Origin of the sequence: Phaeobacter italicus (genome assembly GCF_019801785.1) — a bacterium.
In the GTDB taxonomy this organism is placed as follows: domain Bacteria; phylum Pseudomonadota; class Alphaproteobacteria; order Rhodobacterales; family Rhodobacteraceae; genus Phaeobacter; species Phaeobacter italicus.
In genome coordinates, this window is sequence record NZ_JAHVIJ010000003.1 from 152,210 (window position 1) to 174,098 (window position 21,889).

The 21,889-nt window shown below is 62.8% G+C and carries 20 protein-coding genes; 11 read left to right on the forward strand and 9 right to left on the reverse strand.

The window, feature by feature from the left end:
- Position 1 precedes the first annotated feature (1 nt).
- The 4 genes from KUV39_RS08310 (at position 2) to KUV39_RS08325 (ending at position 2,783) form a co-directional block, all read left to right on the forward strand.
- Complete coding sequence (locus KUV39_RS08310) at positions 2-682, forward strand: AzlC family ABC transporter permease (protein ID WP_222459491.1); 681 nt, start codon at positions 2-4, stop codon at positions 680-682.
- Positions 679-993 carry an AzlD domain-containing protein gene (locus KUV39_RS08315; protein ID WP_222459492.1) on the forward strand — a complete coding sequence of 105 codons (315 nt, stop codon included), beginning with the start codon at positions 679-681 and terminating at the stop codon, positions 991-993. Before KUV39_RS08310 ends, KUV39_RS08315 begins: the two co-directional genes overlap by 4 nt.
- 231 nt (positions 994-1,224) lie before the next feature.
- Positions 1,225-2,538: an adenylosuccinate synthase gene (locus tag KUV39_RS08320; RefSeq protein WP_008563230.1), complete on the forward strand. Its 1,314-nt coding sequence runs from the start codon at positions 1,225-1,227 to the stop codon at positions 2,536-2,538.
- Complete coding sequence (locus tag KUV39_RS08325; RefSeq protein WP_037302156.1) at positions 2,538-2,783, forward strand: DUF2842 domain-containing protein; 246 nt, start codon at positions 2,538-2,540, stop codon at positions 2,781-2,783. The genes KUV39_RS08320 and KUV39_RS08325 overlap by 1 nt, the downstream gene beginning before the upstream one ends.
- A gap of 163 nt (positions 2,784-2,946) precedes the next feature.
- On the opposite strand, the gene KUV39_RS08330 is transcribed toward KUV39_RS08325, so the two are convergent.
- Positions 2,947-5,214, reverse strand: a complete 2,268-nt coding sequence (locus KUV39_RS08330) for a chemotaxis protein CheA (RefSeq protein WP_244998294.1) — start codon at positions 5,212-5,214, stop codon at positions 2,947-2,949.
- 139 nt (positions 5,215-5,353) lie between these two features.
- Here KUV39_RS08330 and KUV39_RS08335 point away from each other — a divergent pair, with 139 nt between their 5' ends.
- Positions 5,354-6,010 (forward strand): thiamine diphosphokinase, encoded by a 657-nt coding sequence (locus KUV39_RS08335; protein WP_222459493.1) that lies wholly within the window; start codon positions 5,354-5,356, stop codon positions 6,008-6,010.
- A 38-nt stretch (positions 6,011-6,048) separates the two neighbouring features.
- Here the strand turns inward: KUV39_RS08335 and KUV39_RS08340 are convergent, their stop codons facing one another.
- The 5 genes from KUV39_RS08340 to KUV39_RS08360 all read right to left on the reverse strand — a co-directional run bounded on the left by KUV39_RS08340 (position 6,049) and on the right by KUV39_RS08360 (position 11,802).
- A complete protein-coding gene (locus KUV39_RS08340) occupies positions 6,049-7,011 on the reverse strand; it encodes a DMT family transporter (protein WP_209033834.1) in 963 nt (320 codons plus the stop codon).
- Between the two features lie 150 nt (positions 7,012-7,161).
- Positions 7,162-8,535, reverse strand: coding sequence for an L-serine ammonia-lyase (locus KUV39_RS08345; protein WP_008562126.1), 1,374 nt, complete (start codon positions 8,533-8,535; stop codon positions 7,162-7,164).
- Entirely contained in the window at positions 8,535-9,263 is a 729-nt protein-coding gene (locus KUV39_RS08350; RefSeq protein WP_222459494.1) for a glutathione S-transferase family protein, read from the reverse strand. Before KUV39_RS08350 ends, KUV39_RS08345 begins: the two co-directional genes overlap by 1 nt.
- A 120-nt stretch (positions 9,264-9,383) precedes the next feature.
- Positions 9,384-11,063, reverse strand: coding sequence for an FAD-binding oxidoreductase (locus KUV39_RS08355; protein WP_222459495.1), 1,680 nt, complete (start codon positions 11,061-11,063; stop codon positions 9,384-9,386).
- A gap of 115 nt (positions 11,064-11,178) precedes the next feature.
- Entirely contained in the window at positions 11,179-11,802 is a 624-nt protein-coding gene (locus tag KUV39_RS08360) for a glutathione S-transferase family protein (protein WP_050673758.1), read from the reverse strand.
- Between the two features lie 155 nt (positions 11,803-11,957).
- Between KUV39_RS08360 and KUV39_RS08365 the strand changes: the two genes are divergently transcribed.
- Positions 11,958-12,854 carry a LysR family transcriptional regulator gene (locus tag KUV39_RS08365; protein WP_222459496.1) on the forward strand — a complete coding sequence of 299 codons (897 nt, stop codon included), beginning with the start codon at positions 11,958-11,960 and terminating at the stop codon, positions 12,852-12,854.
- Between the two features lie 209 nt (positions 12,855-13,063).
- Complete coding sequence (gene rpiA / locus KUV39_RS08370; protein ID WP_008560702.1) at positions 13,064-13,852, forward strand: ribose-5-phosphate isomerase RpiA; 789 nt, start codon at positions 13,064-13,066, stop codon at positions 13,850-13,852.
- Between the two features lie 41 nt (positions 13,853-13,893).
- Here rpiA and KUV39_RS08375 read toward each other — a convergent pair whose 3' ends face one another.
- Positions 13,894-14,319, reverse strand: coding sequence for a PACE efflux transporter (locus KUV39_RS08375; protein ID WP_222459497.1), 426 nt, complete (start codon positions 14,317-14,319; stop codon positions 13,894-13,896).
- A 304-nt stretch (positions 14,320-14,623) separates the two neighbouring features.
- Here KUV39_RS08375 and gor point away from each other — a divergent pair, with 304 nt between their 5' ends.
- The 4 genes from gor (at position 14,624) to KUV39_RS08395 (ending at position 19,984) form a co-directional block, all read left to right on the forward strand.
- Positions 14,624-15,979 carry a glutathione-disulfide reductase gene (gene gor, locus KUV39_RS08380; protein ID WP_222459498.1) on the forward strand — a complete coding sequence of 452 codons (1,356 nt, stop codon included), beginning with the start codon at positions 14,624-14,626 and terminating at the stop codon, positions 15,977-15,979.
- A 69-nt stretch (positions 15,980-16,048) separates the two neighbouring features.
- A complete protein-coding gene (gene hflK / locus KUV39_RS08385) occupies positions 16,049-17,215 on the forward strand; it encodes an FtsH protease activity modulator HflK (protein ID WP_008561643.1) in 1,167 nt (388 codons plus the stop codon).
- Entirely contained in the window at positions 17,215-18,099 is an 885-nt protein-coding gene (gene hflC, locus KUV39_RS08390; RefSeq protein WP_046211107.1) for a protease modulator HflC, read from the forward strand. Before hflK ends, hflC begins: the two co-directional genes overlap by 1 nt.
- 460 nt (positions 18,100-18,559) lie before the next feature.
- On the forward strand, positions 18,560-19,984 hold the full coding sequence (locus KUV39_RS08395) for a Do family serine endopeptidase (RefSeq protein WP_244998317.1): 1,425 nt from the start codon (positions 18,560-18,562) through the stop codon (positions 19,982-19,984).
- Between the two features lie 631 nt (positions 19,985-20,615).
- Here KUV39_RS08395 and KUV39_RS08400 read toward each other — a convergent pair.
- Together KUV39_RS08400 and KUV39_RS08405 are read right to left on the reverse strand one after the other, a co-directional pair.
- A complete protein-coding gene (locus KUV39_RS08400; protein ID WP_008558718.1) occupies positions 20,616-21,305 on the reverse strand; it encodes a Crp/Fnr family transcriptional regulator in 690 nt (229 codons plus the stop codon).
- A 1-nt stretch (position 21,306) separates the two neighbouring features.
- Entirely contained in the window at positions 21,307-21,858 is a 552-nt protein-coding gene (locus KUV39_RS08405) for a peptidoglycan-binding domain-containing protein (protein WP_222459500.1), read from the reverse strand.
- Positions 21,859-21,889: the final 31 nt, after the last annotated feature.

A 21,889-nucleotide genomic window follows, 5' to 3' on the forward strand; every position in this document is an offset into this window, starting at 1 on the left:
CATGAGACATGGTGTATTTGCAATTCTTCCCCTGGCCTCTGGTGCGGCGGTCTATGGTTTTGCCTTTGGGCTGCTGGCTGCGCAGGTCGGATTTCCCTGGTGGGGCATTTCCCTGATGAGCGGGCTTGTCCATGCCGGGTCTTCGCAGATCGTGGCGGTAGAGCAGTTTGCGGGCAGCTCTGCGGTGGTTGGGGCGGCCTTTGCGGGGGCGGCGCTGAACCTGCGGTATATCGGGATCGTGGCCTCGCTGTCTGACATCCTGAGCGGGCTGTCGCTGCGGATGAAGCTGGTGGCCATCCATATCACCGGGGACGAGAACTGGGCGCTGACCATGGCAGAGCGGGCCAAGACCCCACGTGTTGGGGCAGAGTTCCTGCTGGGCTCGGGGATTGTCATGATTTCGGTCTGGACGGTGTCGACGACATTGGGGGCCGTTGCAGGTGCAAGCCTGCCGGATCTGGAACGGTTTGGTCTTGGGTTTGCCTTTACCGCGGCCTTTATCGCTATGGCGCGGGGGATGTGGCGCGGGGCGCAGAACCTGCTGCCCTGGGCCGTGAGCCTTGCGGGCACCCTTGCCGCTGTCCAGCTTGGGGCGCCAAAGGCCTATGCCATTGTTGCAGGCGCCTGTCTTGGCCTGGTGGTGTCCGGGCTTGTCCGGCGAAAAGAGAGGGTGGTTGCATGACGTTGTCCCATTGGATGCTGATCCTGCTCTTGGCGATTGCGGCATTTTCGATCCGGGTTCTGGGCCTGTTTGCGGGTGATGCCATCCGGGCATCCCGCTTTGCGTGGGTGCTGGATGATGTGCCTGGGCTGTTGGTGGTGGCGCTGGTTGCGTCCTCGCTGGCGGGGCAATCGGCGGTGACATGGGCGGCGGCTGCGGTGGCGCTGGGCGTGGCCTATGTGACCAATCATGTGATCCTGACCATGTGCGTTGGGGGGCTGACCTATGCTGGCTTGGCCTCTGCGGGGCCGATCTGGGCTGCGCTGCACTGAAGCCGCGGTGCGAGAGGCCAGGCGCTGTGGTGGTTTTTGGGGGGAATCAACAGAGGCTGGGCCGCAAATCCGGATCTGGTGGTTCAATTCGCCCGCTTTGGGCGGCGCTTGTGCGTCGATATCTTGTGGAAAAGCGGGGCTGAGGCCGGGTGCGGCGAAAAACCGGTTCCACTGCCGCCACTGCCTCGTTATACGGAGCGTCGGTTTCAACCAGCATGCAAAGGACCTGAGATGGCCAATGTTGTGGTAGTCGGCGCCCAGTGGGGTGACGAAGGTAAAGGCAAGATCGTGGATTGGCTCAGCGAGCGCGCTGATGTGATCGCACGTTTCCAGGGCGGCCATAACGCCGGTCATACGCTGGTGATTGACAGCAAGGTCTACAAACTGCACGCGCTGCCGTCTGGCGTTGTGCGGGGTGGCAAGCTTTCGGTCATCGGCAATGGTGTGGTGCTGGACCCCTGGCATCTTATCAAGGAGATCGAGACCGTGCGCGCCCAGGGCGTGGACATCTCTCCTGAGACGCTGATGATTGCGGAAAACACCCCGCTGATCCTGCCGCTGCATGGCGAGCTGGACCGGGCGCGTGAGGAAGCGGCCTCCAAGGGCACCAAGATCGGCACCACCGGTCGCGGCATTGGCCCGGCCTATGAGGACAAGGTGGGCCGTCGTGCGATCCGCGTGGCCGACCTGGCGGATGAGGCGACCCTGGTGGCGCGTGTTGACCGCGCCCTGCAGCACCATGATCCGCTGCGCAAGGGTCTGGGCATCGAAGCGGTTGATCGCGACGGTCTGATTGCCCAGCTGAAAGAGATCGCCAAAGAGATCCTGCCCTTTGCCGCGCCGGTCTGGAAGGTGCTGAACGAAAAGCGCAAAGCGGGCAAGCGGATCCTGTTTGAAGGGGCGCAGGGCGCGCTTTTGGACATTGATTTCGGGACTTACCCGTTTGTGACCTCCTCCAACGTGATTGCTGGTCAGGCGGCAACGGGCGTGGGCATTGGTCCGGGCTCCATCGATTATGTGCTGGGCATCGTGAAGGCCTATACGACCCGCGTGGGCGAAGGCCCGTTCCCGACCGAGCTGTTGAAGGAAGACGGCACGCCGGATGCGGATGGCGAGCGTCTGGGCACCCGTGGTCATGAATTCGGCACCACCACCGGCCGTCAGCGTCGCTGTGGCTGGTTTGATGCCTGCCTTGTGCGTCAGACCTGTGCGACCTCTGGCATCACCGGCATTTCGCTGACCAAGCTGGATGTTCTGGATGGGTTTGAAACCCTGAAAATCTGCGTGGGTTACGAGCTGGACGGCGAGCGTCTGGATTACCTGCCGACCGCAGCCGATCAGCAGGCCCGCTGCACCCCCATCTATGAAGAGATGCCGGGTTGGAGCGAGTCGACGGAAGGCGCGCGCAGCTGGAACGATCTGCCTGCCAATGCGATCAAATACGTGAAGCGCGTGGAAGAGCTGATCGAATGCCCGGTTGCGCTTTTGTCCACCAGCCCGGAGCGGGACGACACCATCCTGGTGACGGACCCGTTTGCTGACTGATGTCGGATAAACCCGCATTGAGCTACAAGGCCCGGCGGCGCTGGGCGCTGGTGATCCTGCTGATCGGCATGCCGCTTTATATCGTGCTGGCGGTCAATGTGATCAGCTGGCTTGACCGGCCGTCGCTGCTGGTTGAGCTGGTGGTCTATGTGCTGCTGGGGGTTCTGTGGATCCTGCCGTTCAAATTCGTCTTTCGCGGTGTCGGCAAGGCGGATCCGGATGATCCCGACCAGGATCAGGGCTGAGGCGCGGAACCGCGCGCGGGGAGAGGGGCGCTGCCCCTCTTGACCTTGCGGTCAATTCACCCCGGAGTATTTCGGGAAAGATGACGGGCGATTGGCCCGGACGTGAAAAAGGCGGCCTTTGGGGCCGCCTTTTTGCTGTGGTGTTATGGGGCAGGGGCAGAGGTCAGCCTGCGGCGCGGTTGCCGGGCTGGAAGCCGATCTGGCCTGACGCGGTGAAGCGGCCGTTGTCGGCGCGTTCGATCTTGCCCTCGCGCAGGAGCTGGCCAAAGCTGCGCAGCCCGTCTTCGCGGTTGAACTCGGTTCCGTCGACGCCGCGGACCTTGTTCATCAGCTGCGGGCGGGAGAAGTGATCGCGCCCTTCGACGAAGCTCATGTAGGCGGCGGCTGCCTCAAGCAGTTCGCCCAGTTCGACGGCGCCTGCCTCTTGTGCGTAGGCGGCAAATCCACCTTCGCTGCCGCTGTTTCGGGGCTCTTCGGCGAGAACGGCAGCAGATACCCGGCGCGGGCGCACGGGGGCGGCTGCGGGAGTTTCGGTTTCGTCAATGCGCTGTTCCTGCACCAGTTTCAGTGGTGCCGGGCGGCTGATCTGAGCCGCAGGGCGGCGGTCGCTGCCGCTGTCGGCGCGGCTGCCGGGGCGACGGGGACGCACAACGCTGGCCAGATCGTCGCGATAGACCTGCGCGTCATCTTCCTTGTCCAGACTGCCACCGGCAGAGCGTTCGGCAGAGGCTGCCGCCATCACAGCGCGCAGCTGGCTGTAGGTTTCGCGCTGATCGCTGGTTTCGGGGTCTTCCAGCTTGGCATCGGTTGCAGCCATCAGTCGGGCGATGTCGCTGTCGGCGGTGCTGGTCGGGCCGCGCTTGGCGGGTTCATCCAGTGCGGCGGGCTGGCGGCCGGGGATGATGCTCTTGGCGATATTGCCAAGATCGAGCGGCGCGGGGCGTTTGGCGACGGGGGTGTCGTCGTGGGTCTGCTCCGCGTCCTCGTGCATGTCATCGTCGTCATCCAGAGCCGCGAGATCGACGCTGTCGTCGTCAAGATCGTCGAGATCCTCTGCCGCTTCCTCGTCGTGCTGCGCCACATCTGCCAGATCGATGTCGTCGCCCAGCAGCTCGGCCTCGACGGCGGCGAGTTCGGCCATCAGGTCGGCTTCGTCGTCATCGGAGAGGCTGCTGTCTGCGTCAGGCTGCAGCATGGCGCGTTTGCGCGGGGCGGGGGTGTCTTGTTCCGAAACCTCGGGGGGCTGGCTGTCGTCGTCCAGCTCTTCAAGGGCGCCTGCTGCCATCGCGGCCTCCAGATCGGCGCGTTTGATGCGGGCGATCCGGGCGGTGCGGCGGGGGCGCTCTGGGGTGGTTTCGGCGGCAGGTTCTGCGGTGTCCTCGGCGACGGCGTCCTCTGCGTCGTCCTGCGTCTCGTCCTGCGCAAAGAGGCTGTCGTCTTCGTCGCTGTCATCATCCAGAACGGAGATGGGATCGTCGGCAGAGAGGTCATCGTCTTCGGCGTCATCGAAATCGTCACGGGCCGTGTCGTCGCTGTCCGTGTCTTCGCTGGCGATCAAGCTTGGGCTGTCGGCGAAGAAGGCATCGGCCTCGGCGGGGGCGTTGATTGCAGCGGCGGTGGAGGTGCTGGCCAGATCAATCCGGTCAAGTGCGGCGGCAATGGCGTCATCGGTGGCATCATCAATGCTGTCGTCGCCGTCGAGCTCTTGGGTGGTTTCCGGCTCTGCGTCGATTGCGTGATCGGCGGAGAGAGCGTTCTGGATGTCCTGCAGCGCCTCTTCGCGCACCTGATCGGCGTGCTGGTCTTCGGTGAAGTCATCGCTTGGTGTCTGGGCCACAACCGCACGGATGCGGCGCAGTTTGGCGGCGATGCTTTCGGGAGAGGCGGCGGGTTTCGGGGCCGGTTCGGCGACGTCTTCGGCGACGGGCGTGTTGGCGTCCGCTGTCAGATCCTGTGCCTGATCCTCTGCGATCTCCTCCGGGATGTCCTGTGCCGCGGGCTCGGCCTCTTGTGCCGGGGCTGCGTGCTGGACGGGGGTTTCGGCCTGAACTGGGGCTTCGGCTTGGACTGGGGCGACGTCTTCGATCGGGGCGGGGGCGGCGGCCGCAGGCGCCGGCGCGGCCGCCGGTTCCGGCTGAGCAGGAGCCGGTTGCGGGGCCGCGGGCGCGGGCAGGCCAGTGGCCGCTCGCAGGTGAATGCCTTCGGTGCTGGTGCGCGCTTCGACCTGGCGGGCAATTTCCTTTTGCGCAATCCGTGCCAGCATATCCGCGTCGGGTTGCGGCGGCTCTGCGCCGAAATAGCGGTCGTCTGCGGCCAGATCGCGGAAATACTCTGCGATGGCCTGCATCGTGCCAAAGGAATCTTCGAACCCTTCCAACGTGCAGGAAAAGGTCCCGTAGGAAACCGTCAAAACCTTGTTATTCTGTACCATCGGATAGGTGTCCTCGCCAAAGTCAGTGCCATTCATATTCATGGCGCAGGGGGTCAAATTCCGCCCGAATCCGTGCAATTGATCGTATCATTTTGTGTTCAGATTGTGGTCTGTTTCCTTTTCTGCGAGTAATTCCGCCATGACAGAGGTTATTGTTGATCGTCGCCAGCCGGTGACATTGGTCGGGGCTGGGGTGCTTGGCGCGCAGGATCTGGCGCTTTCGCTGGGGTTGGCGCCGACGTTGGTGGCGGCTGATGGGGGCGCGTTGCATGCGCTGGAGGCGGGCCATCTGCCGGAGGCGGTGATTGGCGATCTCGACTCGCTGCCGCAGGAGCTGCGCGCAGATATCCCGGCGGGGCGGCTGCATCATGTCAGCGAGCAGACCACGACCGATTTTGACAAGGCGCTGCGCATGATCCGCGCGCCACTGGTCATTGCTGTCGGCTTCATGGGCGGGCGCATCGACCATCAGCTGGCAGGGTTCAACACGCTGCTTCAGTCCCATCCCAGCCCTTGCGTGCTGCTGGGTGCACAGGAGGTGGTGTTTCACCTGCGCGCGCCTTTCTCGCTGCCGATGGAGGCGGGAGAGGTCGTCTCTTTGTTTCCGATGCAGCCGGTCCGGGGGCGGTCCGAGGGACTGGAATGGCCGATCGACGGGCTGGAGCTGGACCCGATGGCACGTATCGGCACGTCAAACCGCACAACTGGTCCGCTCAGGCTGGAGGCGGACGGTCCGGGGTTGTTGGTGATCTTGCCACGGGCGCGGCTGGCGGATGTGGTAGCCGCGCTGGTCTAGCTGCTGGCGCGGCTGTGCGGGCCGGGTGGGGCTGACGGTCAGACCGCGGGTTGTTCCGGCGCGATGGGCGGATCCTTGAGCAGCAGCGCCTCGCGATCCGCGGCGGCTTGTCTCAGCTGGATCTGGCGTTCGCGCAGGATCACAAACAATCCGGCAGCGATGGTGATCAGGATCCCGAGAGCAGCGAGGCCGTTTGGCAGCTCGTCAAAGATCCACAGGCCGATCAGGGCCGCGACGGGGATCTCCAGATACTGCATGGAGGCAAGGGTGGCGGCGGGGGCGTAACGCAGGCTCCATGTCATCAGGAGATGAGCCGCCGTGCCGAGAAGGCCAATGGCCGCCAGAAGGGCCCATTGATCTGCGGTGGGGGAAACGATGGCAAGGATCGGCAGATCCGTCGCCGCGCCCACGGCAAAGACTGGTGCGAGCAGACCACAGGCCATCGTGCCCGAGACCGCCTGCAGGCTGATCGGGTCGGTGTCCTTGGCGATCTGGCGGGTGACCAGCATGAAGAAGGCAAAGATCACCGCCACCATCAGTGGCCAGAGCGCGTGCCAGCCGACGGCGACAAAGCTGGGCTGGATCACCAGAAGCGTGCCACCAAAACCGACGATGCAGGCCAGCAGGCGCACCATGCCGACCTCTTCGCCCAGAACGAATTTGCCGAGAAACAGCATGATGAAGGGCATCACGAAGGCAATCGCAACGGCATCTGCGAGGGGCAGGTATTTGAGACCGGTGAACATCGCGCCGATGCCCGCAATATGCAGGAGCGTCCGCACGAAGGTCAGCCGCAACACCCGGCCCTGCATGCGCCAGACGCGGCCAGTGGCGAGGATGAGAGGCGCCAGCAACAGAACCTGCGCGGCAAAACGGACCAACAGCAGCTGACCCAGAGGGATATGCGCCCCAAGAAGTTTGGCCACCGCATCCCCCATCGGGGCGGTGATACAGAAACCAAGCATCAGGAGGATGCCGAGGGAGGGGCGATCATGTGTCATTGCGCCACGCTAGGGCGCTGGCGGGTGTGGTGCAAGCTGGAGTTGCGGGGAGGGGAGGAACGTTGCGTTCATCGGGCGTGTCGAACGCCGGGCGGGAAGGCGCATTTGCGCCTTCCTCAGGTCACGTCAGGTTCTGACAGGTCGTCGACCTCAGCAGTTGGGCACGTTCACGGCCAGACCGCCAAGCGAAGTTTCCTTGTACTTGTCGTGCATGTCGGCACCGGTCTGGCGCATGGTCTCGATGCAGGCGTCCAGCGGCACGAAGTGCTGGCCGTCGCCGCGCAGGGCGAGCGATGCAGCAGAGACCGCCTTGATCGCCGCAAGGCCGTTGCGTTCGATGCAGGGCACCTGCACCAGACCCTTCACGGGGTCGCAGGTCATGCCGAGGTGGTGCTCCAGTGCGATCTCAGCCGCGTTTTCCACCTGTTCAGGCGTGCCGCCCATCACCGCGCAGAGACCGGCGGCAGACATCGCGGAGGCCGAGCCGACCTCTGCCTGGCAACCTGCCTCGGCGCCGGAGATCGACGCGTTGTATTTTACAAGACCCGCGATGGCGGCGGCGGTCAGCAGGAAGTCCTCGACGTGGCTTTCCGAGGCGCCCGGCACGTGGTCGAGGTAGTAGCGGATCACCGCAGGCAGGGTGCCTGCCGCGCCATTGGTCGGCGCGGTGACGACCTGACCGCCGGCCGCGTTTTCCTCGTTCACGGCCATCGCGTAGACGCTCATCCAGTCGTTGATCGTGTGCGGGGCGTTGATGTTCATGCCGCGCTCTGCGAGCAGGGCATCATGGATGCCTTTGGCGCGGCGGCGCACGTTCAGGCCACCGGGCAGGATGCCGTCGCGCGACAGACCGCGGTTGATGCAGTCGTTCATCACCTGCCAGATGCGCGCGGTTCCTTTGGCAAGGCTTTCGGGACAGCCGCGTGCGATTTCGTTGGCGCGCTTCATGTCGGCAATCGACTTGCCGCTGGATTTCGCCATCTCCAGCATTTCGGCTGCGGATTTGAAGGGGAAGGGCACCGGGTCGCCTTCGTCGGTGGCCTTGCCTGCGGCGAGTTCTTCCTCGGTCACGACAAAACCGCCGCCGATGGAATAGAACACCTGACGCAGGGTGACGTCGCCCTGAGCGTCGGTTGCCATCAGGATCATGCCATTTGCGTGGCCCGGCAGCGCGTGATCGTAGTCAAAGATCATGTCGGCCTTGGGGTCAAAGTGCAGCTCGCCCAGACCTTCGGGGTGCATTTTGTGTGTTTTGTCCAGCTCTGCCAGAAAGGCCTCTGCCTTTTCGTCGTCGTAGTCCTCGGGCACAAAGCCGCCGAGACCCAGGATGGTGGCGCGGTCGGTGGCGTGGCCGACGCCAGTGAAGGCGAGCGAGCCGTGCAGCGAGGCTCGCAATCCGTGGAATTCAAACGGTGAGGCGCGCATCATGTCGAGGAACCGCGCGGCGGCCACCATCGGCCCCATGGTGTGGGAGGACGACGGGCCGATGCCCACTTTGAACATGTCAAAAACGGAGAGGAACATTAGGTGGCTGATCCTTCTGAGGGATTTGCGTAAGAGGGCTGTGTGAACGGGGTGGGGCCGAGCCCCTCTGCCTGAGCGGCGGTTGCGGTGCTGGGGCGCTGTTCCAGCTGTGCCAGCGCCGCCGCGAGGGCGGGTGTTGCGGTGATGTCAAACCAGCTGCGATCCCAGGTGCTGGGATAAAGTGCCATCCAGCGCATCATGCAGGCAAGATACAGCAGCGGCGCAGTGGGCGTGAGGCCATCCTCGGCGTCCCGCCAAAGAAGGTCGGGATTGGCGGTGCATTCACGATCGATGTTGTCCAGATGCACCTTCAGGCGGGCGCAAATGCCGTCTTGCAGCGCGGTCTGGTGGGCAGGGTCACTGCCGATGTATTTGTCCGGATAAAACAGGATCCGCAGATCGGCGTGAACCGTGTTGGAAAGGTGAAACAGCCACTTGAGCGCATGGGCGCGGCGCGGGCTGTCTGGGGTCGGTATGAGGCCTGCCTCTGGGTGGCGGTCGGCCAGCCACAGCAGGATCGCGGCCGTTTCAAAGATCGCCCCGTCTGGGGTTTCCAGAACCGGGATCAGACCTGCCGGATTGAGCGCCCTGTAGGCGGCTGACTTATGCGCAGCTGCGCGCCGATCGACCAAAGCGGTCTGATAGGGCTGGCCCATCTCTTCCAACGCGAGCCGGATCACCAGCGAGGCGTTGTCGGGGGCATAGTGCAGGCGGTAGCTGTCCATCATGGAACCATTCTAAGGTGTCTGATGGCAGGGGTAACGCCCGTTTCCGACGTTTCCAATAGGAAACACGCATTCTGGCTGCCCCCGGCGCCAATTTGCCGGAGGAGCCGGGGGTTTGCAGCCTCAGACCGCAGGGGGCGCCTTGGTGGCGGCGGGTTGCGTCGGTCCGAAGGTTTCAAAGTGGATCCGCCCTGATGCGATGCCGGATGCCTCAAGCTGTTGGCGCAGGCTGCCGATCATTGCGGCCGGTCCACAAAGCATGAAATCCGCCTCAGTTGCCCCATCGAGCGTGAGCAGCTCTGCTGCGGTGATCCTGCCGTGGTGGTCATAATCGTGTCCCAGCCTGTCGGAGGGGTCGGGATCGCTGAAATAGCGCAGCTGGCGGGCATTGGGGGCGGATGCGATCAGCGCGGCAACTTCGTTTCGCAGGGCATGGTGGCATCGATTGCGCGTCCCGTGGATATAGCAGACCGGGCGGTCGGGCTGTTGCGCGAGGGTTTCGTGCAGCATGGCGACCATAGGGGTGAGGCCGACGCCTGCACTGACAAGTAACAGCGGGCGTTCTGCCTCTGGGCGGGTGAAATCGCCGGAGGGATTGCCAACGCGCAGGGTGTCACCGGCTTTGAGGGTGTCGTGCAGCAGGCGGGATACCTGGCCTTGGGGTTCGCGTTTGATCGACAGGCGGTAGTGCCCGCTGGCATCCGACGCGCCAGAGAGCGAATAGCTGCGGCTGGCCGGGATGTACTGGCCCTCGATGTCCACCTCGACCGGCAGATGTTGCCCGGCCTTGAAGGGCGGCAGCGGCTTGCCATCCATTGCGCCCAGATAAAAGGAGGTGATTTCGGGCGTTTCCTCCTCGCGGCGCAGGACCTGCAGCGCGCGGGTGCTGGTGATCCCGCCGGACCAGCGCAGGGACAGGGCATTGGGCCGTTCCACCACGGCGTCGATGTCCACCTCGATCATGCGCCAGGCGGCGGGGTCGTGGCTGTTTTCCGGGCGCCAGTTGACGTGGGCGCGCCCGCTCACATGCAGCAGGCTGCCGGTTTCAAAGTCGACAAAAACGAGACCCACCCGTTCGTCGGTCAGGATATTGCCGATGGTGTTGAAAAAGTTGTTGCCAGAGTAGTCCGGAATGGAGAGCCGGGTGGGGCTGGCGACATGCACAAAACCCGGCGCGCCGCCCCGGTGTGACGCATCATAGCCGCGCGACGGCACGTCCGCGCCCTTTTGATGGCCGGAACCGATGAACAGCGTGTCGGCGCGGCTGATCTGTCTGATCTGTGCGCTGCGCAAGGTGGCGCTGTGCCGGGCCGGTTTTGGCGCGGCGGCGACCCGTCGCCAGCTGCGTTCGTGGATATACTGCGGACAGTTGCCAAAGGTTTGGCGGATGTCGATGCCGTAGCCTGCCGCGGTCTTGCGGATATGACCGCTGAAGCGGTTGCGGCGGCGACTGTGCAATTCGATCCCGACCACGCCAATGTCCGTGCCTGCCTCAAAGGCGGCTGCGAGCGGATCGGCGGGGGCGATATGGGTGTCGAGAGACAGGGATTTGGCATTGGGCGAGGTGATGAAGCCCTCGGCCCCATCGACCAGCGTGACCCAGGTCTGGCCCGCGGCATCGGCGCCAGCCATGACGAGGAACGGCAGGGAGGTATAGAAATCGCGGTGCTGGGCGGGCATGTGGTCGCGGATGAAGCCACCGGCCCAGGCCGCCACATCCCCCGCGCCGGCGCGAGCCTGCGCCTCCAGTTCCCCGGCGTGAAAGGGATTGGGGGGCTGGGTCACATTCAGGGCCTTGTCCATTGTCACGTCTCCTGTGGTGTGGGGAGTGTTGCGGGGTGGGGGCCCTGTGTCGGACCCAAAGGCGCGGGCCAGACACAGGGGTAGTTTTTGTTGTTGTGGGGATGCCGGGGGAGGATTAGGCCAGTTCCGGCACCTCGGATGCGACCATGGGGACAAAATTGTCCTCTGCTTCGATCCGGTTCAGCCAGGCGCGCAGATTGGGATAGGGCGCCAGATCCACGCCGCCTTCCGGTGCGTGCGCGATATAGCTGTAGCCTGCAATATCCGCGATCGTGATGGTTTCGGCAGCGAGCCAGTTGCGGCCGTTCAGATGAGTTTCCATCAGTTTGAACAGGTCATGCGATTTGGCGATGGCTGCTGCGTGATCCAGCTGCGCGCCAAACAGTGTGACCAGACGGGCAGAGCAGGGACCGGAAAAGATGTTGTCGGCGGCAATGGTCAGCCAGCGCTGCACTTCTGCTGCGGTCTTTGGGTCTTCGGGCAACCAGTGCGACCCTTTTGCGTAGGTCTGGACCAGATAGACCAGAATGGCGTTGGAATCGGACAGGGTATAGCCGCTGTCGTCGATGGCGGGGACTTTGCCGAAGGGGCTGATCTTGAGGTATTCCGGGGCCTTGTGCGCACCATTGGCCATGTCGAGGTCAATGGTTTCATAAGGCAGGCCGAGAAAGGCCAGAAGCAGCTCGACACGGTGGCAGTGGCCGGATTTTGGATTGCGATAGAGTTTGATGGGGGTCATGGGATGTCCTGTTCTTTGAGGTCTTTGGGTCAGCGTTGACATTCGGCTGGGCCGCAATGTGATGGCCCTCTGGTGATGGGGGAAAGGTAGTTTGCCCCGATCTGTGAATGAATATACTGTTTGCGAAAGGCATTATTTCGCGAAGTGATGGTAATATGGATCGATTGCAGAGCCTCGAGGTGTTTGTCGCGGTCGCCGAGGCGGAGAGTTTTGCCGCCGGGGCGCGGCGGCTGGGGTTGAGTGCTCCGTCGGCGACGCGGGGGGTGAATGCGCTGGAGGCGCGGCTGGGCGCACGCCTGTTTACCCGCACCACCCGCAGCGTGCGTCTGACTGATGTGGGACGCCGCTATCTTGAAGATGCCCGCCACATCCTGGCGCAGATGCAGGCGGCAGATGATGCCGCCACCGGCGCGGCCTCCAATCCGGTTGGTCAGCTGCGCATTACCTGCCCGAATGAGTTCGGCCGCATCTATGTAACACCGATCCTGACCGAGTTTCTGGACACCTATGCAGGTGTCAGCGCCGAGGTGGTCATGGTGGACCGGATTGTGAACATGGTGGAGGAGGGGTTTGATCTGGCGGTGCGCATCGGAGAGCTGCCTTCCTCGGGGCTGACGGCTGTGCGGGTGGGGCAGGTGCATCGGGTGGTCTGTGGCTCGCCTGCGTATCTTGCGGCGGCGGGGACGCCCCTGACCCCGGCTGATCTGTTGCAGCACAAGGTGGTGTCTGCCTCGCCCATCAGCCCGGTCTCTGAATGGCGCTTTGGCGGGGAGCTGCGCGATGTGGTGCGGCTGCGCCCGCGTCTTGCGGTGACAAGTGTTGCCGCGGCGATCGAGGTGGCGCGCCGGGATTGGGGGTTGTGCCGGGTGTTGTCCTATCAGGTGGGGCCGGATCTGGAGGCTGGCCGATTGGTGCGGGTCTTGCGGGATCACGAACCGGCGGCGCTGCCCATTCATCTGGTCCATGCAGAGGGGCGGCGGGCGCCTGCCAAGGTGCGGGCCTTTGTCGATTTTGCCAAGGCGCGGCTGCAGTCGGTGGCGGTGTTGCGCTAGGGTCAGGATGCCAGATCAATGCATCCTGACCCCAGGAGCTGTGCGACGGAAGCGGCGGGGCGGAGGGGAAAGTTGGGCGTCGCGGCGCAAATCTGGCGCAAAAGCCCTGAACTTGCAGGTGCTTGCGCTGTTCCATCTCGCACGATGCACCGAAGTGGCCTATAGGTAAGCCAAGGGAGCCCATGCCCATCTATCCACGGAGACCTGCCATGACCGGAGAGCTGTCGCCCATCGACAAGGCCAAATTTGTCGCTGCCAAACGTGCGGCGGAAATGGTTGAGGATGGTATGCGGGTTGGCCTGGGGACCGGATCAACGGCCGCCTGGCTGGTGCGGTGCCTGGGGGAGATGGTGCGCAGCGAAGGTCTGCGTATCAAGGGGGTGCCGACCTCGACCCGGACGGCAGAGCTGGCGCGCGAGGTCGGGATTGATATCATCTCTCTGGATGAAGCCAAATGGCTGGACCTGACCATTGATGGTGCTGACGAATTTGACGGGGATCTGAACCTCATCAAGGGCGGTGGCGGTGCGTTGTTGCAGGAAAAGATTGTCGCCACGGCCTCGGACCGGATGGTGGTGATTGCCGACAAGGCCAAGGAAGTCGAAACCCTTGGGGCGTTTCCGCTGCCGGTCGAGGTGATCCCCTTTGGCTGGCAGACCACACAGGCGCTGGTGGAAGAGACGCTGGTTGCGATGAATGTGATGGGGCGCAAGACCACGCTGCGCATGAATGGCGATGCCGCCTTTGTGACGGATGAGGGCAACCACATCCTTGATCTGCACCTCAATCGCATCGGCAACGCCCGCCAATTGGCGTTGGTGATGAACCAGATCCCCGGCGTGGTCGAAAATGGCCTGTTCATCGATATCTGCGATACCGTTGTGGTGGGCTATGGGGATGGCAAGGTCGAAGTGCGCGACATCAACGAGGGCACGATTGAAACTGACCGGCTGGAGTTCATGGAAAGCGACAATCTGTTTGCAGATCTTGGCGACTGAGCCGCCGCGCCTCGACGCTGCGCACTCAAGGCATTCTGACCTTAACCCTCTTGCCATTCAGGCAGCGGAAACAGCCGGTCATAGGCCCAGTTAAAGACCAGCGCGTAAACCATGTAGAAGGCCGCAAACGAGATATCGAGCACAAAGGCCTGCCAGAGGGTGATCTGCAGATACCAGGCAAAGAACGGCATCAGGACCACCAGAAGGCCCGCCTCGAACAGGATGGCGTGCAGGACGCGAACGGGCGGCGATTTCTGGGTCGACCCGCTGATCCGGCGCATGACGCGATCAAACAGCTCGTTATAGGCATAGTTCCAAACCGTTGCGAGGGTCGCCGCCACAATGGTGGCCACGCCGATTGCTTCAACCGGCATGTGAAACAGCCTGGCACCAAGGGGAATGATCAACAGCAGGGCCAGAATCTCAAAGCTGAGGGCGTGGCGGATACGGTCGAGGGGGGATCTCATGACGACCTTTCGATTTTTCTGCGGGTCGTCCCGATAAAAGATCACATGACCGGGTCGTCCCGATCACGGGCAGACCGGCGCGGTCTGCGGGCCACAAGATGACGCTGGGGCGGGCGGCTTTCAAGAGGGATGTAGGTGCAAAAGCGTAAGGATTGGGCTGAGAAATTTTCACGCGACCTTCACGGTTTCGCGATTAAACCACTCCAAACCATTTGAAACCTCGTCAGAACACCCCACCTGCGAGACTGGCAATTCGCATCGCGCTGTGGGATACCTCGCGCAAGACATAAGAAGGGCGACGGAAATGAGCTTTGATTACGATCTCTTTGTCATCGGTGGCGGCTCCGGTGGGGTACGGGCAGCACGAGTGGCGGCCGCAGGCGGCGCCAAGGTCGCCCTCGCAGAGGAAGACCGCTATGGCGGCACCTGTGTGATCCGGGGCTGTGTGCCCAAGAAACTGATGGTGTTTGCTTCTGAGTATGCCTCTGTGGTTGAGGACGCCCAGGCCTATGGCTGGGACATCTCTGCGGGCGATTTCAACTGGGATGCCTTCAAGGGCAAGCTGCACAACGAGCTGGACCGGCTGGAAGGGATCTATCGCAATCTGCTGAAGAACTCTGGTGTGGAGAGCTTTGACCAGCGCGCCAAGCTGGCTGATGAACACACTGTCGAGCTGGCAGATGGCACCAAGAAGACCGCAAAGCACATTCTGGTGGCGACGGGCGGCTGGCCGTCGATGCCTGATATCAAGGGGGCGGAGCTTGGGATCTCTTCCAACGAGATTTTCCACCTCGACAAGTTGCCGGAAAATATCCTGATCGTCGGTGGCGGCTATATCGCCTGCGAATTCGCGGGGATCATGAACGGGCTTGGCGTCAAAACCACGCAATATTACCGCGGCGCGCAAATCCTGCGCGGCTTCGACGATGAGGCGCGGGGCCTGGTGTCCGAAGAAATGTGTCAGGCAGGCATCGATCTGCACCTTGGCACCAATGTTCTGGAGATGCGCAAGGAAGGCGACAAGATCTGGGTCAAGGCGACAAACGGCGACGAGACCCTGTTCGATCAGGTGCTGTTTGCCACTGGCCGCAACCCCAATGCAGACAACCTTGGCCTTGAGGCGCTGGGCATCGAGCGGGACCGGGCAGGGGCCATTGTCGTGGATGACTACAGCCAGACGGCCGTGCCCTCGGTCTATGCGATCGGCGACGTGACCAACCGGGTGAACCTGACGCCCGTGGCGATCCGTGAGGGCATGGCGTTTGTCGAAACGGTGTTCAACGGCAATCCGACCAGCCCCGATCACGACCTGATCCCGACTGCGATTTTCACGCAGCCGGAGATGGGCACCGTCGGGCTGAGCGAAGAAGACGCCGCCGAGCAGGAAGCGATCGAGGTTTACGCAACCTCCTTCAAGCCGATGCAGCAGTCCTTTGCCGGTCGTGCGCAGCGCGTTCTGATGAAGCTGATCGTCTCCAAGGAGACACGCAAGGTGCTGGGCTGTCACATTGTCGCGCCCGGCGCGGGTGAAATGATCCAGCTTGCGGGGATCGCCGTAAAAATGGGCGCAACCAAAGAAGATTTCGACCGGACAGTGGCGGTTCACCCCACCATGTCGGAAGAATTGGTGACGATGAAGACCCCTGTGCGGACGGCTTGATTTTTCAAGAAGAAACCACAGGTACATAACACGAGCCGCGATGGGCGGCGACTAAGGGATTGGAGACATATGGCGGGCAACAATGGTGGCCCCTGGGGGGGCGGAGGCTCTTCTGGCGGTTCTGGCAACAGAGGCAACAATCAGGGCGGTGGGGATGACAACCGCGGCGGCGGCGGACGTCGCCCCGAAGATCCCCAGATCCCCGAGATCGACGAGCTGGTCAAAAAAGGTCAGGAACAGCTGCGCGTTCTGATGGGCGGTCGCAGTGGTGGTGGCAACTCCGGTGGCGGCCGTGGCGGCAACTCTGGTGGGGGTGGCCCCATGTTCACCAAGGGCACTGTTGCGCTTGGTGCGCTCGCGGCAGCGGCGTTCTGGGCCTACATGAGCTTTTACTCGGTCAAGACGGAATCCCGTTCTGTCGAATTGTTCCTCGGTGAATATTCACAGACCGGCCAGCCGGGTCTGAACTTTGCGCCCTGGCCGTTCGTCACCTACGAGGTGATTCCGGTTCTGGTGGAACAGACCGAAAATATCGGTGCTGGTGGTCGTGGCTCTGACGCGGGTCTGATGCTGACCGGGGATGAAAACATCATTGATGTGGATTTCCAAGTGGTCTGGAACATCAATGATCCGGCGAAGTTCCTGTTCAACCTGCGTGATGCGCGCACGACCATTGCGGCTGTGTCCGAATCCGCCATGCGCGAGATCATCGCCCAGTCTGAACTGGCGCCGATCCTCAACCGGGACCGGGGTGTGATCAGCGACCGTCTGAAGGAACTGATTCAGTCCACTCTGGACAGCTACGACAGCGGCGTGAACATTGTGCGGGTCAACTTTGACGGGGCGGATCCGCCGGATCCGGTCAAGGATGCCTTCCGCGAGGTTCAGTCTGCTGGTCAGGAACGCGACCGCCTTGAGAAACAGGCCGACGCCTACGCGAACCGCAAACTGGCTGCGGCACGCGGTCAGGCAGCCCAGACCCTGGAAGAAGCCGAAGCCTACCGCGCACAGGTTGTGAACCAGGCGCAGGGTGAGGCGTCTCGCTTTACTGCTGTTCTGGAAGAATATCAGAAGGCACCCGAAGTGACCCGCAAGCGTCTGTATCTGGAGACGATGGAAGAGGTTCTGGGCCGCGTCGACAAGATCATCCTTGATGATACTGCCGGTGGCGAAGGTGGTCAGGGCGTCGTTCCTTATCTGCCGCTCAATGAACTGCGTCGGACGGAGAACCAGTGATGAACAAATCGACATTTATTCTGCCGGTCATTGTTGTCGCTTTGATCGCGGCGCTGTCTGCGGTGTTCATCGTGGACGAACGCGAAAAGGCGCTGGTGCTGCGCTTTGGTCGGGTTGTGGACGTCAAGGAAGACCCGGGTCTCGCCTTTAAGATGCCGATCATTGACGATGTGGTGCGCTATGACGACCGTATCCTCAGCCTTGAAGTCGGCCCGCTGGAGGTCACCCCGCTGGATGACCGCCGTCTGGTGGTCGATGCGTTCTCGCGTTACCGGATCGCTGATGTCCAGCGCTTCCGCGAAGCGGTTGGCGTGGGCGGTGTGTCCGCTGCGGAAACCCGTCTGGACAACATCATGCGCGACCAGACCCGTGAGGTTCTGGGTACTGTGAGCTCGAATGACATCCTGTCGTCCGATCGTGCGGCGCTGATGCTGCGGATCCGCAACGGCGCCATCGCAGAGGCGCGCTCTCTCGGGCTTGAGGTGATTGACGTGCGTTTGAAGCGGACCGACCTGCCGCAGGCCAACCTTGAGGCGACCTTTGCGCGGATGCGCGCAGAGCGGGAGCGGGAAGCAGCGGACGAGATCGCCCGCGGTGAAGAGGCCGCGCAGCGTGTGCGTGCGCAGGCTGACCGGACCGAGGTCGAGCTGGTATCTGATGCGGAACGCGAAGCCGAGGTCATCCGAGGTGAGGCCGACGCTGAGCGCAACGGCATCTTTGCCCGCGCGTATGGCGCCGACCCGGAGTTCTTTGACTTCTATCGCAGCCTGAACGCCTATGCGAAATCGCTTCAGGGGGGCAATTCCTCTCTGGTGCTGTCGCCGGACAGCGAGTTCTTCAACTACCTGAAGTCCTCGGAGGGCGCGGCGCGCAGCGGTCAGTAAGACTGGCAACAGGCGGTCATCAGACCTGACCTTTCGTCAGGCAGACAAGACAAGCAGGGGCTGGCCAATGGCTGGCCCCTTTTTCGTGAGCGTGGGGTCAGGCCCCGAAACCGGGATTTCCGCCCGCAAGTTCAATGACTAAGACCCTCGCGTTGGCAAGGGTTTGCTCATCCCACAGTGAATAGTTCCGCAAAGGAAGCTCACTGGGTTTCACTTCAATTTGAATACGTGCAACATTCATTGTGAGGTTTTTTTGGAACACTACATTAACGGCCATAGCCGACATGGTGCGACCCCACTCCGGAAGAGCAGGAAGACAGAGCTCCGGTCCAGGTGATCCCCATGCGGCATGGTCATAATGCGACAACTAAGGAGTAGTTTCGTGCAGCCACAGGTTACATCCAATTCCATCACGAGCGGAGCCCTGCGCCCACTGGCGCTTTTGGGCTCGGCACGCGTGATGCTGCTGGCAGGGCTCGCCATGATGATGGTGCTGGCGCAGGTTGCCATTGCACAGGCGCGTCCCGACAGTCTTGCGCCACTTGCTGACAAGGTCAGCCCCGCCGTGGTCAATATCACCACAACCACCGTCGTCGAGGGCCGCGCAGGCCCGCAGGGCATCGTGCCCGAAGGATCCCCGTTCGAGGATTTCTTTCGTGAATTCCAGGATCGCAACGGTCAGGGCAACCGTCCGCGCCGTTCCTCTGCGCTGGGGTCCGGTTTTGTGATCTCCGAAGATGGCTATATCGTCACCAACAACCACGTGATCGAAGAAGCCGATGAAATCGAGATCGAGTTCTTTCCGGGCGATGGCCAGCCAGCCCAGCCGCTGCCTGCAAAGGTCGTGGGCACTGATCCCAACACCGATATCGCGCTGCTGAAAGTTGACGCGCCGATGCCGCTCAGCTTTGTGAAATTCGGCGACAGCGACATTGCCCGTGTTGGTGACTGGGTGGTTGCCATGGGCAACCCGCTGGGTCAGGGCTTCTCTGTTTCGGCGGGGATCGTGTCTGCGCGCAACCGCGAATTGTCGGGTTCTTACGACGACTACATCCAGACTGATGCCGCGATCAACCGGGGCAACTCTGGCGGACCGCTGTTCAACATGGATGGCGAAGTGATCGGCGTGAACACTGCGATCCTGTCGCCCAATGGTGGCTCCATCGGTATCGGTTTTTCGATGGCATCCAATGTCGTGACCAAGGTGGTCGATCAACTGCGTGAGTACGGTGAAACCCGTCGCGGCTGGCTCGGCGTGCGCATTCAGGACGTCACCAGTGATGTTGCCGAAGCCATGGGCATGGACAGCGCCAAGGGTGCGCTGGTGACCGACGTGCCGGAGGGCCCGGCCAAGGACGCAGGTCTGTTGGCTGGCGATGTCATCCTGTCCTTTGACGGGGCTGACGTCGAAGACACACGGGGCCTCGTGCGTCAGGTTGGCAACACCGAGGTGGGCAAGGCCGTGCGCGTCGTGGTCTACCGCGAGGGCAAGACCGAGACCCTGCGTGTGACCCTGGGGCGCCGTGAAGATGCCCAGCGTCAGGCCGGAGCCGACACCGGTGGCGAGATCGCACCGGATACCCGCGAGAAAGAGCTGCTGGGTCTGACAGTGAGCCGTCTGAGCGATGATCAGCGCAGCGAGCTGAACGTGCCGGAGGGCACCGATGGTCTGGTCATCACCGGCGTTGATGAAACATCCGAAGCCTTTGAAAAAGGGCTGCGTGCGGGTGATATCATCACCGAAGCGGGCCAGCAGAAGCTGTCCACCATTGCAGAGTTGGAAGACCGCATCAGCGAAGCCAAGGAGGCGGGCCGCAAATCGCTGCTGCTGTTGGTGCGCCGGGCGGGTGAGCCACGCTTTGTGGCCCTGAACCTGGCAGAGTAAACCAGCCCAAGGGCAGTCGGGGGCAAACCCTGTTCACGACACGACAAAAGGGCCGGGCGGCAATGCCTGGCCCTTTTGCGTCGGGGCCTGTGCCGGTCAGGGGCCCAAGTGCCCCCAGCCTTTGATCCTGCGGAATACGGCTATCACGCAGGCAGGATGCGGCCCGGCAGGTCTGGCTGGTGTCCTGCGGATCGCCTCCGGGCACCTGACGGCTGCCCCGAAACCCTACGCCAGCTGCGGCAACCCGCATTTGGCGAAACTCGTCGGTCTGTTTTGGTCTGTCTGTGGCTGCTGTCTGGGATGCAGCCCCCCGGCCAAGTCCCAGCGTGCTCTCCCGGCGACGGTCAGTCGGATGCCAGGCGCGTTTGTCTGTGGCGTCTGGCCGATCTGTTTGGCTGTCGTCCCCCATATGAGCCATGTGCCGGGACACAAGTGGCACATGGCTCTAGATGGGACAGGCAACCGTTGGGATGGAACGGATAACGGCGCCTGTGTGGACATTCGCCCATCAGGTGCCTTTGGGTCTGTGACCCAGTTCACAAAGGGTGCATTTTTTTGCCGGGGGCAGGCATGGAGGGGATGGCCCCCCGTTTCCGCGCCCGTTTCTGGACCCATTTTCAGGACATCTGTGTCAGCCGATATCGGGGTCGGCCAACAGCATCAGCGCCTTGCGGTCCAGAATGGTCAGGCTGCCGCGTCCGATATCGATCACATCGCTGCGTTTCCATTGCGAGAGCGTCTTGGAGACCGCCTCGCGGGTGGCGCCGACGAATTCGGCCAGTTCAGTCTGCGACAGGCTGAGACGGCCATCTCCGCCATCCGGGGTGAGGTAAAGCAGTTTGCGCGCCAGCCGGACGGGCATCGGCAGGAAAACCTGTTCCGACAGCTGAGTGTTCATCCAGCGCATGCGCTGACCCGCCAGGCGCAGGAGATCCCCCGCCAGATCAGGATGGGCCGCCAGCTGGCTGAGAACGTCACGGTTGCGCAGGCGGCGCAGGCGGCTTGGTTCAAGCGCGGTGGCCGTCGCGGTGCGGGGGCCGGGATCAAACAGGGCAATCTCGCCAAAGACCGCGCCCGCCCGCATGATATCAAGGGACAGTTTGCGCCCGGCGGAGGAGAGCGTGGAAAATTCCACCGCGCCGCTTACGATGGCATAAAGCGCATCGCCGTCGTCGCCCTGATCAAACAGGATATCGCCAGCCTGCAGCAGCACTTCGCTGGCCTCGCTGTCGAGGATCTCAAGCAGGCGTTCCGAGGCACCGGAGAGAAACCCGCGGTTCGGCAGCAGCCACTTGCGCCGCTTGGGCGCGCTGAGTGTCATGTCAGAGCTCAACAGCAATCAATCCCAGTTTGCGGGCGCTCAGCAATGACAATTCGTCATTTGCAAACCCGTCGAGTTCCTGAAAACGGCGTACCGCTGCGCGGGTGGGGGCATCCATCGTGGCGGTGATCTGCCCGTCATAGAGCCCGCGCACCGCCAGTGCCCGTTGCAGAGAGCCGATGAAATAGGGGCTCATCTGATCGGGACAGGGGGTTTCAAACCAGCTTTCGCGCCGCTCTTCGACGATGCTTTGGCGAGTTTCACGGCGAAACCGTGCGGGCCGTTCGATCGTGCCATCAGGGGCGACGCGGGCGGGATGCGTCATGACCTGAACAGTGACCGTTTCGATCACGGCGGGGCTTGTGTGGGTGGACCAGCAGGTGCCGGGTGGGGCGTCTGCGGGGCTTTGCGGTGGCTGGGTTTCTGTGCGGCTGACCTGCGCACCGAGCGTGCCGGTGGTGCCCGCACAGCCCGCAAGCGCGCCCATCAATAGGCCCGACAGCGCACAGCCGGCCAGCAGCCGGTGCCCATGTCTGCGCAGGTTGTCCGCCATGCCGTGTGTCCCGTGGCCCTGTGTTGCGTTG